This window comes from Pseudomonas sp. PB3P13, from assembly GCF_054897735.1.
The window spans coordinates 1,133,675-1,148,469 of the sequence record NZ_CM142702.1; the positions used below are offsets into that span (position 1 = coordinate 1,133,675).

At 59.2% G+C, this 14,795-nt stretch carries 12 protein-coding genes and 1 pseudogene; 8 read left to right on the forward strand and 5 right to left on the reverse strand.

The features are described 5' to 3' along the window. Positions 1–11: 11 nt before the first annotated feature. From ACYZT1_RS05070 to ACYZT1_RS05080, 3 genes are all read left to right on the forward strand, one after another. The gene (locus ACYZT1_RS05070; protein WP_462017953.1) at positions 12–1,379 is read left to right on the forward strand and encodes a DUF1329 domain-containing protein; all 1,368 of its coding nucleotides are present in this window, start codon (positions 12–14) and stop codon (positions 1,377–1,379) included. Between the two features lie 138 nt (positions 1,380–1,517). Further along, positions 1,518–4,052 carry a helix-turn-helix transcriptional regulator gene (locus ACYZT1_RS05075; protein WP_462017954.1) on the forward strand — a complete coding sequence of 845 codons (2,535 nt, stop codon included), beginning with the start codon at positions 1,518–1,520 and terminating at the stop codon, positions 4,050–4,052. A 208-nt stretch (positions 4,053–4,260) separates the two neighbouring features. Then, positions 4,261–4,947, forward strand: a complete 687-nt coding sequence (locus tag ACYZT1_RS05080) for a hypothetical protein (protein WP_462017955.1) — start codon at positions 4,261–4,263, stop codon at positions 4,945–4,947. Here ACYZT1_RS05080 and ACYZT1_RS05085 read toward each other — a convergent pair. Further along, a complete protein-coding gene (locus tag ACYZT1_RS05085; RefSeq protein ID WP_462019192.1) occupies positions 4,912–5,733 on the reverse strand; it encodes an IclR family transcriptional regulator in 822 nt (273 codons plus the stop codon). The genes ACYZT1_RS05080 and ACYZT1_RS05085 overlap by 36 nt on opposite strands. A 161-nt stretch (positions 5,734–5,894) precedes the next feature. Here ACYZT1_RS05085 and hmgA point away from each other — a divergent pair, with 161 nt between their 5' ends. From hmgA to maiA, 3 genes are read left to right on the forward strand one after another with little or no spacing between them, the layout of a single operon-like run. Further along, positions 5,895–7,199 carry a homogentisate 1,2-dioxygenase gene (hmgA, locus tag ACYZT1_RS05090; protein WP_462017956.1) on the forward strand — a complete coding sequence of 435 codons (1,305 nt, stop codon included), beginning with the start codon at positions 5,895–5,897 and terminating at the stop codon, positions 7,197–7,199. Between the two features lie 3 nt (positions 7,200–7,202). Beyond that, positions 7,203–8,507, forward strand: a complete 1,305-nt coding sequence (gene fahA, locus ACYZT1_RS05095; protein ID WP_462017957.1) for a fumarylacetoacetase — start codon at positions 7,203–7,205, stop codon at positions 8,505–8,507. 12 nt (positions 8,508–8,519) lie between these two features. Next, positions 8,520–9,155: a maleylacetoacetate isomerase gene (gene maiA / locus ACYZT1_RS05100; RefSeq protein WP_462017958.1), complete on the forward strand. Its 636-nt coding sequence runs from the start codon at positions 8,520–8,522 to the stop codon at positions 9,153–9,155. A 207-nt stretch (positions 9,156–9,362) separates the two neighbouring features. On the opposite strand, the gene ACYZT1_RS05105 is transcribed toward maiA, so the two are convergent. After that, the gene (locus tag ACYZT1_RS05105; RefSeq protein WP_462017959.1) at positions 9,363–10,166 is read right to left on the reverse strand and encodes a SirB1 family protein; all 804 of its coding nucleotides are present in this window, start codon (positions 10,164–10,166) and stop codon (positions 9,363–9,365) included. A 174-nt stretch (positions 10,167–10,340) separates the two neighbouring features. On the opposite strand from ACYZT1_RS05105, the gene ACYZT1_RS05110 reads away from it, so the two are divergent. Then, a complete protein-coding gene (locus tag ACYZT1_RS05110) occupies positions 10,341–11,360 on the forward strand; it encodes a Leu/Phe/Val dehydrogenase (RefSeq protein ID WP_462017960.1) in 1,020 nt (339 codons plus the stop codon). A gap of 222 nt (positions 11,361–11,582) precedes the next feature. On the opposite strand, the pseudogene ACYZT1_RS05115 reads toward ACYZT1_RS05110, so the two are convergent. Further along, a pseudogene (locus ACYZT1_RS05115) lies at positions 11,583–11,837 on the reverse strand (YebG family protein); the annotation flags it as partial. A gap of 325 nt (positions 11,838–12,162) precedes the next feature. On the opposite strand from ACYZT1_RS05115, the gene ACYZT1_RS05120 reads away from it, so the two are divergent. Beyond that, positions 12,163–12,663, forward strand: a complete 501-nt coding sequence (locus tag ACYZT1_RS05120; protein ID WP_462017961.1) for a phosphate-starvation-inducible protein PsiE — start codon at positions 12,163–12,165, stop codon at positions 12,661–12,663. Here the strand turns inward: ACYZT1_RS05120 and ACYZT1_RS05125 are convergent. After that, the gene (locus tag ACYZT1_RS05125) at positions 12,660–12,977 is read right to left on the reverse strand and encodes a DUF3509 domain-containing protein (protein WP_462017962.1); all 318 of its coding nucleotides are present in this window, start codon (positions 12,975–12,977) and stop codon (positions 12,660–12,662) included. The genes ACYZT1_RS05120 and ACYZT1_RS05125 overlap by 4 nt on opposite strands. A 320-nt stretch (positions 12,978–13,297) precedes the next feature. Next, positions 13,298–14,674 (reverse strand): L-serine ammonia-lyase, encoded by a 1,377-nt coding sequence (locus ACYZT1_RS05130; protein WP_462017963.1) that lies wholly within the window; start codon positions 14,672–14,674, stop codon positions 13,298–13,300. Between the last annotated feature and the right edge of the window lie 121 nt (positions 14,675–14,795).

Below are 14,795 nucleotides of genomic sequence, written 5' to 3' on the forward strand. Positions count from 1 at the left end.
GGATGATTTCAATGCGCAAGATGATTCTGCAATGCGGCGTTCTGGCCCTGAGCCTGTTGGCTGCCAACGTGATGGCCGCGGTATCGCCGGAAGAAGCCAACAAACTTGGCACCAGCCTCACGCCACTGGGCGCCGAAAAGGCCGGCAATGCCGACGGCTCGATTCCGGCCTGGACCGGAGGCATCGGCAAGAACGCGGGAGCGGTGGACAGCAAAGGGTTTCTGGCCGACCCGTTCGCCAATGAAAAACCGTTGTTCACGATTACCGCAGCCACGGTGGACAAGTACAAGGACAAACTCTCCGACGGGCAGATAGCGATGTTCAAACGCTATCCGGAAACCTACAAAATCCCGGTTTACCCGACGCATCGCACCGTGGCCGTGCCCGCGGATATCTACGAGTCGGCCAAGCGCAGTGCCCTGAACGTCACGCCTATCAATGACGGCAACGGACTGGCCAATTTCACCGGCAATCGCTATTACGCGTTTCCGATACCGAAAAACGGCGTAGAGGTGATCTGGAACCACGTCACCCGTTACCACGGCGGCAACCTGCGTCGCACCATCACCCAGGCCACGCCGCAGTCCAATGGGGATTTCACCGTTATCCGCTTCAAGGACGAAGTGGCGGTGCCTTCACTGCTGGGTGACTTGAAACCGGGCAGCGACGAAAACGTGCTCAGCTATTTCAAACAGGAAGTGACAGCGCCGGCGCGGCTCGCGGGTAACGTGCTGCTGGTTCACGAGACGCTTGATCAGGTCAAGGAACCGCGCAAGGCGTGGATTTACAACGCCGGTCAGCGACGCGTGCGACGTGCGCCGCAAGTGGCGTATGACGGCGTCGGTACTTCGTCGGACGGCTTGCGCACCACCGACAACTTCGACATGTTTTCCGGCGCCCCGGACCGCTATGACTGGAAACTGGTCGGCAAGAAAGAAATGTACATCCCGTACAACAGCTACAAGCTCGATTCACCCAGCCTCAAGTACACCGACGTGATCAAGGCCGGGCATATCAATCAGGACCTGACCCGTTACGAACTGCACCGGGTCTGGGAAGTGGTGGCCACGGTCAAGCCCAACGAGCGCCACGTTTACGCCAAGCGCCACATGTACATCGACGAAGACAGCTGGCAAGTGGCACTGGCCGATCACTATGACGGTCGCGGCCAACTCTGGCGGGTTGCCGAAGGTCACGCGCAGTTCTATTACGATCATCAGGTGCCGGCCTACACAGTGGAAGCGCTGTATGACCTGATCGCCGGTCGCTACATCGCGCTGGGCATGAAAAACGAGGAAAAGCGCAGCTTTGAATTCGGAATCGACGCCAAAGCGGGAGACTACACGCCGGCAGCATTGCGGAGTTCAGGTGTGAGATAAGATTCCTACAGGCATTACAGAAAAAGGTGACTTTGCGGTCACCTTTTTTATAGGGGCCAATCAGCGTTTTGAATACTTCTCAACAAGAAGCGGAGAGAGGGCTAGGGTGACAGCACAAATATAAAAAGGCGCCTTCCTATGACCGCCATGACTCCGAGACCAGAGCTTCCGGGATTTCTGCCGCGCTTGTCGCCCCATCATTTGTCTCGCAGGCGATTGATTGAACCGCTGCTGACCTCGACAGCACGGGTAAAGCTGTTATGCGCGCCGGCCGGCAGCGGCAAGAGTGCGCTCCTCACGGAATGCCTGCTGCAGGCGCCGGCGCACCACCGGGTGTGTTGGCTGCCAATGATGGGCGCGCCAATGGACCCGCGCGAATTTCAGCAGCGACTGGCACATGCGCTGGGTCTGGAGGCGTGCGACGAGGTCGCATTGGTCGACTGCCTCAGTCGGATGCAAACGCCGACCTGGCTGTTTCTCGATGACCTGTGCCGCGTCCCCAACCCTGAACTCGACCGCTTGCTGGATCGTCTGTTAGCCATCGCCAGCCCGGCGCTCACCTGGTGGTTAAGTTCGCGTCGACGTCCATGCTGCAACTGGCCGAGGCTGTTGCTTGATGACGAACTGTACGAGTGCGAAGGGCGCGCGCTGGCATTGACCATGGCCGAGATCGAGCAGATGACCTGCCGAAGCGAGCCTTCCCCCGGCATGCCGCGCAGCAAAAAACTGTTCGAGCGCACGGGCGGCTGGTGCGCCGGAGTGCGTATTGCCTTGCTGGAAGGTTGCCACAAAGCCTGCGACCAGGGGCGTTCAGCGACGCTGCTCGATTACCTGCAGCATGAACTGTTGAACCCATTGCCTGCCGAGCTGGTTGAGGTATGGCAAGTGCTGGCTCAATTGCCAAGATTCAATGCCAGCCTGTGCGAGCATTTGTTCGGCACCGGTGAGGGAGCGCAGTGGTTGCACACGTTGCAGGACATGGGCTGTTTCATCGAGCCGTGGGAAGATTCCGCCGACTGGCTGCGGATTTTCGTGCCAGTGGCGTTGGCGATGCGCGATGAGCAGCTCCCGGCCGGGCGCTCCTGGCACCGCCGTGCGTGCCAGTGGTTCAGCTCCAGGGAAGACTGGCAGGGCGCATTCGAGCAGGCTTTGTTGGCGCAGGAATTCGAGGCCGCGGTCAGCCTGTTGCAACATTTCAGTTTCGAACATTTGTTCACGCGTCAGAACGTTACGTCACTGCTGCGCCTGCATGAGCGTCTGGGCGATCAATTGACCCTCGGCACGCCGCAACGGGTGGGCCTCATTACGGCTGCACTGCTGTTTGCCGGGCGGTTCGATCAGGCCGCTGCCTGCATCGAACAAATGGCACGTTTTGCCCCGCAGCCCAGTGAAATCCTGCAACGGCAACTGCTGGCACGCTGGCAGGCGCAACAGGGGTGGCTCTTGCACTTGCAGGGGCGGATGCAGCCTGCGCGCCAGCATTTCATCGAGGCACTTCAGGAACTGGCAGGCGACGCCTGGTCCGCGCGGCTGCTGTGCCTGTCGGGTTTGACGCAGCAAGCGCTGCTCAATGGCGAGCTCGACGCTGCGCAGACGATAAACCGTGAAGCGTTGTGCCTGGCGCGTGCCCACGGCTCGATGTTGTTCGAAGGGTTGCTGGAACTCGATCACGCGCAATTGCTGGAGCAACGGGGGGCGCCTCGCCGTGCCGAGCGGCTGCTGGCCGACGTCGATGAAAGGCTCTGTCGTGAGGCTGATCGGCCAAGGCCCCTGATCGGTCGGGTTGCGCTCAGGCGTGGGCGGCTGGCGCTATGCCAGGGACGGGACGAATTGGCCCGCGTGTTTTTCCAGTCAGGGCTGGAGGACTGCCTGCCAAGTGAGGACAAGCGCTCGTTGTATGGTTTTCTCGGGCTGGCGCAACTGGCGGCCAATCAGTGCGATTACGCTCAGGCGTTCGACCGCTTGCGGGAGGCGGAACGGTTGATGCAGCAGCGGCAGATTCCCGACACGGTCTATCGCGGAGCATTGCTGCAATTGAGCAGTCATATCTGGCTGCAGCAAGGCCGCCCGGAATTGGCCCTCGAAGCGTTGACCCGCGTATTGCGTCATTACCGTGGGCCTCACGCACGACAAGCGCCGCCAGCCACACTGGACCTCATTGCGCGCATCGAATATCAGTTGGTGCTGGCACAAACCGCACTGCATCAGGCGCAAAAGCCGCTGGAGCGTTTGCACCAGCTGCTTGACCACGCCCAGCGCCAGGGCATGCTGGCACTCGAAACCGAGCTGCACCTGGCGATTTGCGAAGTGGCTGACCGGACCGGCGAGCCCGCGCTGGCCCGCTCGGCACTGGAGGCGGGGCTGGAGCTGGCGAGACGCTGCGATACGCAACAGGCGTTACGCGAACTGCAGTTGCGCACGCCGGGCCTGCTCAGCCGTTTGCAAGGCGAGGCGCAGGCCAGTATGCCGAACGATGCGACCGTGTTAAGCATCCGGGAACTGGAAGTGCTGAGTTTGATTGCTCTGGGCAATTCCAACCAGCAAATTGCCGAGCAGCTGTTTATCTCGTTGCATACGGTGAAAACCCATGTCCGCCGCATTTACAGCAAGTTGGGCGTGCAGCGCCGAACTCAGGCCGTTGCCAGGTCGAAGGCGATGGGACTGGTTAGCTAGTTGCCCGGTGTTCATGAATTAATACATGTTATCGGTGTTGTATTACCCGTTGCGTAATGTATGTTCTGTGCCGCCCCGCTAAAGAGATGTTGACCGAGTTGGTGGGTGCTCTTGAATCGAATTCCATATTTTTAGTGCTTTCAAATAATTTATAAACCGACAGGCCGAACACGATGTTCGTGCCCGGAAATCTGACAGGACGTTATGTATGAACATTAGTTTTTTTACCCGTAACAATATCGCATTGGTGAAGAGTATTCGTACGGACTTCGCGGTCAAGGTACTTTTGATCGAGTGCCTGCAAGCCCATCGAGTGGGGCCTTTCATTACTTACTTGAACACGGTCGACGTCATCACCGGCAAGGTGGTCGCTTCAGAAACGCTGTTTGATGAAGCGCTGAAATACGTAATAAATGACGAACTTCCCAATTATCCTCAGTTCAGTCACGAAGTCTTCCGTCGGCGTTACTCTTTCGCTTCAAAAGACCGGATAGACGGTTTCGACATGCTTGCGTTCGAAAAGATCGTGACGCGCATCATTCTGGAGTTGCGCAATGTTGATTCTGTGGCGCTCAGTCATCGTTCCATCAAGCCAGTCAGTCTGGAAGATGTTCACGCAGCACTTAAACTTCGAGTGCCGACGGTAAATATTGATGAAGTGTTCGTGACCGGTTTTGTAGAAGAGAAAGGAAAGCGCAAGGTCATTCAATCGCAAACGCTCGCCGAGGATATCTACGCGCATTTTCGTGATAATGAAATTCCTTATTACTACGGCGACCAGATCGGCATTTACACGGTTGGCTACAGCGCCGAGGAAGACAAGGTTCACCTGGATCTGACAGCACGCGATATCAGCAATCTAGTGATCGATATTATTCCCGGTTTCCTGATTTGACCCGCAACGTTCCTCGTAGCCCATGCGCCAACTCACGGCCCGTGTCGCCGCCAGCAACCGCTGCGCCGCCGGGCCGTTTTCGTCGGCGTGAAACAGCGACGCCGGACCCACGATCGTCATGACCGCGGCGACGTGGCCGGTTGCATTGAACACTGGCGCCGAGAGTGCATCGACCCCGGGCATCAACAAGCCGTGCACATGATGCAGGCCGCGCTCGCGAATTTGCTGACTCAACTGCGCATAGTCCTGATCGTCAGCCAGCGCATGAACGGCGCTGGCGCGCAGCTCCTGTTCGCGCAGGTCCACGGTTTCGCGCCTGGGCAGGTACGCACCGAACACCAGCCCTGTGGACGAACTCAGCAGCGGCAATACCGAGCCTAACTGCGTGACCACCGTCACGGCACGCACGGCCGGTTCGATATGCACCACCGTTGCGCCCTGATTGCCCCACACCGCTAAAAAACAGGTTTCGTTCAATTCATCGCGCAGTTCCGCCAAGGGCAGGGCGGCGACTTTCAGCACATCCATACTATTAAGCGCGGCCAGACCGACGCGCAGCGCTTCACGTCCCAGACCGTAATGATTGGTGGCCGTGTTCTGCTCGGCGAAGCCGCTGGCAATCAAGGCCTGCAGATAGCGGTGGACCTTGCTTGCCGGCATCTGCACGTGCTCGGCGAGCCGCGACAGCGACGTCGAGGGCGACAACTCGGCCAGCGCTTTGAGGATGTCAGTGCCGACCTCGGCCGAGCGGACTTTCTGCTTGTCATTGTTGCGCGGCGTTTCCATGAAGGCGGTCTGATCCAATCTGGGTGGGCGTCTTTATAGCTTGACGGTCAATACCAATCAAATTACGTTAAGCGTAATTGGATTACGATAAAAATAACCCGGCGTGCCAGACCTTTTTGATCGAGCGACTGGCCACTGCCTATTCTCTTAGTGGAGGCTCCATGAACCTCGATACCACGGCGGCGCCGCTGACTTATCAGTCCGGCTTCGGCAACGAATTCAGCAGTGAAGCGCTGCCCGGTGCACTGCCGGTCGGTCAAAATTCGCCGCAAAAAGCACCCTACGGCCTGTACACCGAATTGTTCTCCGGCACGGCGTTCACCATGTCCCGCAGCGAAGCGCGACGCACGTGGTTGTACCGTATTCAGCCGTCAGCCAACCATCCGGCATTCGTCAAACTTGATCGCCAACTGGCCGGCGGACCGTCAGGTGAAGTGACCCCCAATCGTCTGCGCTGGAACCCGCTGGAGATTCCCGCCGAGCCCACCGATTTCATCGATGGTCTCGTGGGCATGGTCGCCAACTCCAGCGCGGAAAAACCGGCGGGGATCAGCATCTACAGTTACCGCGCCAATCGCTCGATGGAGCGCGTGTTTTTCAATGCTGATGGTGAGTGGCTGTTGGTGCCGCAACTGGGTCGACTGCGTATCGTCACCGAATTGGGCGTGCTGGAGATTGAGCCGCTGGAGATTGCCGTCCTCCCGCGTGGTCTGAAATTTCGCATCGAACTGCTCGATGCACAGGCTCGCGGCTATCTCGCGGAAAACCATGGCGCACCGCTGCGTCTGCCGGATCTGGGGCCGATCGGCAGCAACGGCCTGGCCAATCCACGGGATTTTCTGGCCCCGGTCGCGCACTACGAAAACCTCAAGCAACCCACCACGCTGGTGCAAAAGTTTCTCGGTGAGTTGTGGGCATGCGAGCTCGATCATTCGCCACTGAACGTGGTGGCCTGGCACGGCAACAACGTGCCCTACAAATATGACCTGCGCCGATTCAACACGATTGGCAGCGTGAGTTTCGATCATCCCGATCCGTCCATTTTCACGGTCCTGACTTCGCCGACCAGCGTCCATGGTCTGGCCAATCTTGACTTTGTGATCTTCCCGCCGCGCTGGATGGTGGCCGAGAAAACTTTCCGTCCACCCTGGTTCCACCGCAACCTGATGAACGAGTTCATGGGCCTGATCAAAGGCGAGTACGACGCCAAGGCCGAAGGCTTCCTGCCCGGCGGTGCTTCGTTGCACAGCTGCATGAGTGCTCACGGGCCCGATGGCGAGACGTGCACCCGCGCCATCAATGCCGAGCTGGCGCCAGCAAAAATCGACAACACCATGGCGTTCATGTTCGAGACCAGCCAGGTGCTGCGCCCGAGCCGTTTTGCGCTGGACTGCCCACAACTGCAAACCAGCTACGACGCTTGCTGGGCAACATTGCCCGCCACATTCGACCCAACCCGGAGATAACCCATGACTCAAAATTCCATCGCTCGTAGCTGGGTTGCCTCTGCCAATGGTCACCTGGATTTCCCGCTGCAAAACCTGCCGCTCGGCGTGTTCAGCGTGCAGGGCTCGGCGCCGCGCAGTGGCGTGGCTATCGGCGAGCACATTTTTGATCTGGAAGCGGCGCTGGACGCTGGCTTGTTCGATGGCGCAGCGAAAGCCGCCGTCGAAGCGACCCGTGGCGGTCAATTGAATGCTTTTTTCGAATTGGGCCGTCAAGCGCGTGTTGCCTTGCGCGAGCGCCTGATCGAACTGTTCGCAGAAGGCAGCTCCCTGCACGGCAAGATCGAAGCGCAAGGCGCGAAATTGCTGCCCCTGGCGGCGAATTGCGCGATGCATCTGCCGGCGAAAATCAACGATTACACCGACTTCTACGTCGGCATCGAGCACGCGCAAAACGTCGGTAAACTGTTCCGCCCGGACAACCCGCTGTTGCCGAACTACAAATACGTGCCGATTGGTTATCACGGTCGCGCCTCGACCATTCGCCCCTCCGGCACTGACGTTCGTCGCCCGAAAGGCCAGACCTTGCCGGCCGGGCAAACCGAGCCGACGTTCGGTCCGTGTGCACGCCTGGACTATGAATTGGAGCTTGGGATCTGGATCGGGCAAGGCAACGCCATGGGCGATTCGATTGCCATTGGCGACGCCGCCGAGCACATCGCCGGTTTTTGCCTGCTCAACGACTGGTCTGCGCGGGACATTCAAGCCTGGGAATACCAACCGTTGGGGCCGTTCCTGTCGAAGAGTTTCATCACCAGCATCTCGCCGTGGGTCGTGACTGCTGAAGCGCTGGAACCGTTCCGTCGTGCGCAACCGGCACGCCCCGAGGGCGATCCGCAGCCTTTGCCATACCTGCTCGACAAGCGCGACCAGGCCGCTGGCGCATTCGACATCGAACTGGAAGTGCTGCTGCTCACCGCAGCCATGCGCGAGCAACACCTGCCGGCCCATCGCCTGACCTCCAGCAATACAAAACACATGTACTGGACCGTGGCGCAAATGGTAGCGCACCACAGTGTCAACGGCTGCCAGCTGCAGGCGGGCGATCTGTTCGGTTCGGGTACGTTGTCGGGGCCGGAAAATGGACAGTTCGGCAGCCTGCTGGAAATCACCGACGGCGGCAAAAAGCCGATCGAACTGGCCTCGGGCGAGGTGCGTAAATTCCTCGAGGACGGTGACGAAATCATCCTGCGCGCGCGCTGCAGCCGGGAAGGTTTTGCCTCCATCGGTTTCGGCGAATGCCGCGGCACCGTGACACCGGCACGTTAAGGGGATCGGGCCATGCAGCTTTATACCTATTATCGATCAACGTCGTCGTATCGGGTGCGTATTGCGTTGGCACTCAAAGGACTGGACTATCAGGCGCTGCCGATCAACCTGATCGCCCCGACCGGGGGAGAGCATCGGCAGGCACCTTATCTGGCGATCAATCCGCAAGGTCGGGTGCCGGCCTTGCGGACCGAAGAGGGCGAGTTGCTGATCCAGTCGCCCGCGATCATCGAGTACCTGGAGGAACGTTATCCACAGGTGCCGCTGTTGTCCAAAGACCTGGCGGCTCGTGCGCGGGAGCGGGGCGTTGCTGCGGTGATCGGTTGCGACGTGCATCCGCTGCATAACGTCAGCGTGCTCAACAAGCTGCGGCAGTGGGGCCATGACGAAACGCAGGTGGTCGAGTGGATCGGCAACTGGGTCAGCCAAGGCCTGGCGACGGTTGAGCAAATGATCGGCGATGAAGGTTATTGCTTCGGTGCCGAACCAGGCCTGGCGGATGTTTATTTGATTCCCCAGTTGTACGCGGCGGAGCGCTTCACTATTTCGCTCCGGGCTTATCCGAAGATACGTCGAGTCGCAGCGTTGGCGGCAACGCATCCAGCGATCATCAAGGCTCACCCCGCCAATCAGCCCGATACCCCTTGAAGGTTACCCACAACCCCTGTGGGAGCCGGGCTTGCCCGCGATGCAGACGCCGCGGTGCATCGGCCAGACCGCGTCGATGCCATCGCGGGCAAGCCACGCTCCCACACAATTCAATGTGGATGACCCAACTGTCCTTCGACTCAGCTGCACTGTGCAAGCGTGGCAATAGATCGTCGAACATTTTGGGGGCAGATCAGCATCGTGGGTTCAGTGCACGATTGAATTGGGCGGCAAATGCCCCAACCGCTCAGTCAGTCGAATCCGCTGGATCGGGTCATCACTGAGCAGCAGCGCGTGCTCCAGATCAAATCGTTCGGCGTTCGGACAATCCAGTCGCTGATACAGGCTGGCCCGCGCCAGATAGTCCGCCGCACTCGCGTTACCCAATTCCAGCACACGCTCGGCGTCGATCAGTGCGCCGATGTAATCATCATGGGCAAGGTGCAACTGACGCAGGTTGCGTGAAAGGCGCTGGAGCATTTGCACCGGCAGTGCGGTGAGCAGATGGTCGGCGCTGAGCTTCATGTTCGGGCCATATTGGCGTTGCAACAATTCGCGGCAATCGTTGGGGTATAACCGGCGGCCGCCGCACGGGTCGAGGAGGTGATCGGCCCCGGGCACCCGCAGCAAAAAGTGCCCTGGGAAGTTGACCCCCGACAGCGGAATCTCCAGCCCCTTGGCCAGCTCCAGCGCAATCAACCCCAGTGCCAATGGCTGACCGCGACGACGTTCCAACACTTTGTCGAGCAACGCAACCTGCGGGCGCAGCGGCGTGAAATCATCCTGGGCGTAACCCAGATCGTTAAGACGTCGCAGCAGGGGTTGCGCCAGTTCGCTGACCGGCAACATGGGCAAGCCGTAACTGACGCGTTGCTGCAGTTCCTTGAAATGCGCCATGACTGTCTGTGGATTCACGTCCTTGTCATGCTCGACTGCAATCCACAGTGCAGCCTCGAACAGCGCGGGCGGTGATCGTTGCAGGCAGTCGAAAAAGTGCTGGCGCGGCGTCATCAGAAAACTCCGGGGAATGCCTCGTTTTTAGCCTCGTCTGTGGCATTCGTCCAGTGCCGTGCAGGGTTATGTCTGAAAGCCTGAAGAACGCCGCCGCTTATTCCGGTGCGCTTCTGCAATTTTTGGGTGCAAGCCTATACTGGCGACTACAAGAAGTGATTCGGGAGCCTTACGATGTTCGCTCTCATGCAAAGCACTCGCCTTCAATCGCTGCACCTGAGCGTCGACCCGGCTTGCGGGTTGAAGGCGGTCATTGCCATTCATAACAGTCGCCTGGGGCCTGCCTTGGGTGGCTGTCGTTATCTTCCCTATCCAGACGACGAGTCTGCGGTCGAGGATGCCATTCGCCTCGCTCAAGGCATGAGTTACAAAGCCGCACTGGCGGGGTTGGCGCAGGGCGGGGGCGTTGCCGTGGTCATCCGGCCGGTTCACGTGGAAAGCCGTGCAGCGCTGTTCGAGGCATTCGGCCGCTGCATCAATCAGCTCGACGGGCGCTACATCACCGCCATCGACAGCGGCACTTCCGTGGCGGACATGGATTGCATCGCCCAGCAAACGCAACACGTCACCAGCACGACCTCAGCAGGCGACCCCGCGCCCCACGCGGCCATGGGCGTTTTCACCGGCATTCGCGCCACAGCGATGGCCCGTCTGGGCAGCGATAACCTTGAAGGTCTGCGCGTGGCCATCCAGGGGCTGGGCAATGTCGGCTATGCCCTCGCCGAACAGTTGCACGCAGCCGGCGCCGAACTGCTGGTCAGCGACATCGATCACGGCAAAGTGCAATTGGCCATGGAACAACTGGGCGCCCATCCCATTGCCAACGATTCACTGCTCAGTACGCCATGCGACATTCTCGCGCCGTGCGGTCTGGGCGGTGTGTTCAACAGTGTCACTGTCTCGCAATTGCGCTGCTCGGCGGTGGCCGGTTCAGCGAACAACCAGCTGACGCATCTGGACGTCGCCGATCAACTGGAGCGGCGCGGCATCCTCTACGCCCCGGATTACGTGATCAATGCCGGTGGGCTCATCTATGTGTCGCTCAAGCACCGCGGTGAAGAGCTGACCACCATCACCGCGCACCTGTCGAAAATCAGCTCGCGGCTGACGGAAGTCTTCGCCCATGCACAAGCCGAAAAGCGCTCCCCGGCGCGGGTGGCGGATGAGTTGGCGGAGAGGGTGTTGTATCGCTGACCCTGGCAGGATCAAAAGATCGCAGCCTTCGGCAGCTCCTGCGGTGGGATGTGTGCTGCGATCTTGATCATATATCTGGCATGAAAAAGGCCCTGAGCCATTCGACTCAGGGCCTGTTCAATTCTGTCGTGCTTATTTCGCAGCTTTGGCAGCCTTGGCTGGTTTGACGGGCGCAACATCCGCCTCGTCAGGCTCGGCTTCTGCAACCGGCTCGATCACTTCGGCTGGCGCGCTCAACAATTCGGACAAAGCATCCGGCTGGCTCTTGAACGCCTTGGCGAACACCTCGCGATTCTTTGCCATATAGATGCCGGCCTCTTCCACTTGCTGCTCGCTCAGGGACGGCACGGCTTTGTGCAGCACTTCAGCCAGTAGTTCTGCCAGCTCGAGCATTTTGTCATGACGGTCAGCTTCGGCTTTATCCATGAACAAGCGCTCCAGATCTCGGCTGCTGCGGTATACCACTTCGACGGCCATTCACCACCTCACATGCCTTCACAAAAATTGTTTGTATCGAATACTGTATTTATATACAGCGAAAAGGATAAGCGAATCGCTGCGGTTTGGGTAGTGGCTTTTTAATGTAGACGTAATTCGGGTTTTGTCAGGTCCGTGTAGGCTCTCTGCGCGCAAGGGTTGTTCCCCAGATCCGGAAGGCCCGCAGGGTGCGACCAAACGCCACGGCGCTTGTTTCAGGGGGCCTCGCCATCATATGGCAGCCGTGAATGGCCTTTTTTCTGCATGCAGAACCGTCACGTCCATCGCGCATCATCCGCTCGAGCCGAGCTAAGGAAGTATCACCGTGAAAATCAATTGGGCCGAGAAATTGCGGCAAAACGTGCATCAACTGGCCGAGTCCCTGGGCAATCTCTTCGTCGAAACCTTTCATTATCTGGCGCTGTTCGCCATTGGCGCAGTGACCGCGTATGCGGCGGTCATGGAGTTTTTGGGGATGCTCGAAGAGGGGCACATCAAGATTGATGACATCTTGTTGCTGTTCATCTACCTGGAGCTGGGGGCGATGGTCGGGATTTACTTCAAGACCAATCACATGCCAGTGCGCTTTCTGATCTACGTGGCGATCACCGCGCTGACGCGGTTGCTCATCTCCAACGTGTCGCACCACAACCCGCCGGACCTGGGAATTATCTATCTGTGCGGCGGGATTTTGTTGCTGGCGTTTGCGATTCTGGTGGTGCGTTACGCTTCGTCGCAATTTCCATCGGTGAAGATCGAACACCCGCAGCGCAAGGTCGGTGCGGGTTCCAGCGAACATCCAGAGGTTGAAAAGGGCGAGATTTAAAGACCCATCGCCGGTCGTTGCACCTCTTTGGTCGGTGGCGGCGGCAGCGTACGACTGTCGCCATCGGTCATGGTTTCGAGGATGGTCATGGCGCTGTGGCCCTGCTCGATGGCAATGCCGAACTGTATGCTTTGCACCAGTCGCTTCAGGCGTTTGGGATCATTGCGCTGTTCGGCGCTGATCATCCGCTTGGCGACGACACGGCCGCCGTTGGAAAGGGTCAGCATGATGCGGCCGTCGAGGCCCTGAATGCTCAGGTTGATCTGGTAATCCGGCGCAAATGCATCGGTAATGAGCTGAAAAGGATTGTCCATGATGCGTCACCGCCTGATTGAACGTGCAGTTGTTGACGGCCGGGATCGGGATTAGTTCGCAGCTCCGGACCATCGGCTCGTACAGCGATTACCTTCATGGTTCTAGCAAGGGGCATGCCGCAAACATTATCCGACAATGTCATGGCCGACTCTGGGCTATGTGGGTTTGGAGCAGCTGGCGAAGCCTGCGTCTGGCTCGACGGGAGTCTGCCGCAGGCTGCTCCAAGGGGTGCGTTATGGCAGAAAGGGTTTGACGCATCGGGTTGTCGATTTTTGCCCGTTTCCGGGCAAGAACAGGGAAACGTCCCCAAGCGGTGCGCTCAGCACTCCACCCAGTTCACCGCCAGGCCGCCGCGCGATGTTTCCTTGTACTTGTCGTGCATGTCGGCGCCGGTATCGCGCATGGTGCGGATAACCCGATCAAGCGAAATGAAGTGTTTGCCGTCACCGCGCAGAGCCATTTGCGTAGCATTGATCGCCTTCACCGCTGCGATTGCGTTGCGCTCGATGCACGGGACCTGAACCAGCCCGCCCACCGGGTCGCAGGTCAGACCGAGATTGTGCTCCAGACCGATTTCGGCAGCGTTTTCCAATTGCTCCGGCGTCGCCCCGAGAATGTCCGCCAGACCTGCAGCAGCCATGGCGCACGCCGAGCCGACTTCACCCTGGCAACCGACTTCCGCGCCAGAGATCGACGCGTTTTTCTTGCACAGAATGCCGACGGCGGCAGCGCCTAAAAAGAACGCCACAACGTCATCGTCCGACGCTTGCGGATTGAATTTCATGTAGTAGTGCAGCACCGCGGGAATAATCCCCGCGGCGCCATTGGTCGGTGCGGTCACCATGCGCCCACCGGCCGCGTTTTCTTCGTTCACGGCAAGGGCGAACAGGTTCACCCATTCCATCGCCGACAAGGTCGAGGTGATCACATTCGGCTTGCCGATTTCCAGCAGGCTGCGGTGCAGTTTCGCGGCGCGGCGGGGTACATTCAGACCACCCGGCAGGATGCCTTCGTGACGCAGGCCCTGTTCGACGCATTCGCGCATCACCGACCAGATATGCAACAGACCCTGGCGAATGTCGGCCTCGCTGCGCCAGGCCAGTTCGTTGGCCATCATCAATTCGGATACCCGCAAGCCGTGCTCTTTACACAACTTGAGCAATTGGGCGGCGGTGGAGAAATCGTAGGGCAGGACGACGTCGCTGGTGGGCGCGATGCCCGATTCGGCTTCGGCCGCTTCGACGATGAAACCGCCACCGATGGAGTAGTACGTTTGCTCCCATAGCTCACCGGTTTCGCCGAAGGCTGTCAGAGACATGGCGTTGGGGTGGTAGGGCAAACTCTCATCGAGCAGCAGCAGATCGCGCTGCCAATCGAACGCGATGGTGGTTTTGCCCGCCAGGTTCAGCTCGCCGGTTTCGCGCAAGGTCTGGATGCTGCTATCGATCGTCGAGGGGTCAATGCTGTCCGGCCATTCGCCCATCAGGCCCATGACGCAGGCCCGGTCGGTGGCGTGCCCGATGCCGGTGGCCGACAGCGAGCCATACAGGCGGATTTCAACGCGACGTGTGTGGCTCAGCAATTGCCGGTCAACGAGTGCCTGGGTGAAGGTGGCAGCCGCACGCATTGGCCCGACGGTGTGGGAGCTGGACGGGCCGATACCCACTTTGAACAGATCGAAAACACTGATAGCCATGCTAAACCCTATACAAGCAGTGGTAGAAAAATCGCGGCCATTTTTGTAGGACGAGCGCAATGTCGACGATACTGATCTGCAACGTCCTACGTGACCAACGAAAACTCCTAAGACAGCCTTT

What these genes read in the sequence shown, in the direction of transcription:
- ACYZT1_RS05070 (WP_462017953.1), top strand. Translation starts at nt 12, where the DNA reads ATGCGCAAGATGATTCTGCAATGCGGCGTTCTGGCCCTGAGCCTGTTG.
- ACYZT1_RS05075 (WP_462017954.1), top strand. Translation starts at nt 1,518, where the DNA reads ATGACCGCCATGACTCCGAGACCAGAGCTTCCGGGATTTCTGCCGCGC.
- ACYZT1_RS05080 (WP_462017955.1), top strand. Translation starts at nt 4,261, where the DNA reads ATGAACATTAGTTTTTTTACCCGTAACAATATCGCATTGGTGAAGAGT.
- ACYZT1_RS05085 (WP_462019192.1), bottom strand. Translation starts at nt 5,733, where the DNA reads ATGGAAACGCCGCGCAACAATGACAAGCAGAAAGTCCGCTCGGCCGAG.
- hmgA (WP_462017956.1), top strand. Translation starts at nt 5,895, where the DNA reads ATGAACCTCGATACCACGGCGGCGCCGCTGACTTATCAGTCCGGCTTC.
- fahA (WP_462017957.1), top strand. Translation starts at nt 7,203, where the DNA reads ATGACTCAAAATTCCATCGCTCGTAGCTGGGTTGCCTCTGCCAATGGT.
- maiA (WP_462017958.1), top strand. Translation starts at nt 8,520, where the DNA reads ATGCAGCTTTATACCTATTATCGATCAACGTCGTCGTATCGGGTGCGT.
- ACYZT1_RS05105 (WP_462017959.1), bottom strand. Translation starts at nt 10,166, where the DNA reads ATGACGCCGCGCCAGCACTTTTTCGACTGCCTGCAACGATCACCGCCC.
- ACYZT1_RS05110 (WP_462017960.1), top strand. Translation starts at nt 10,341, where the DNA reads ATGTTCGCTCTCATGCAAAGCACTCGCCTTCAATCGCTGCACCTGAGC.
- ACYZT1_RS05125 (WP_462017962.1), bottom strand. Translation starts at nt 12,977, where the DNA reads ATGGACAATCCTTTTCAGCTCATTACCGATGCATTTGCGCCGGATTAC.
- ACYZT1_RS05130 (WP_462017963.1), bottom strand. Translation starts at nt 14,674, where the DNA reads ATGGCTATCAGTGTTTTCGATCTGTTCAAAGTGGGTATCGGCCCGTCC.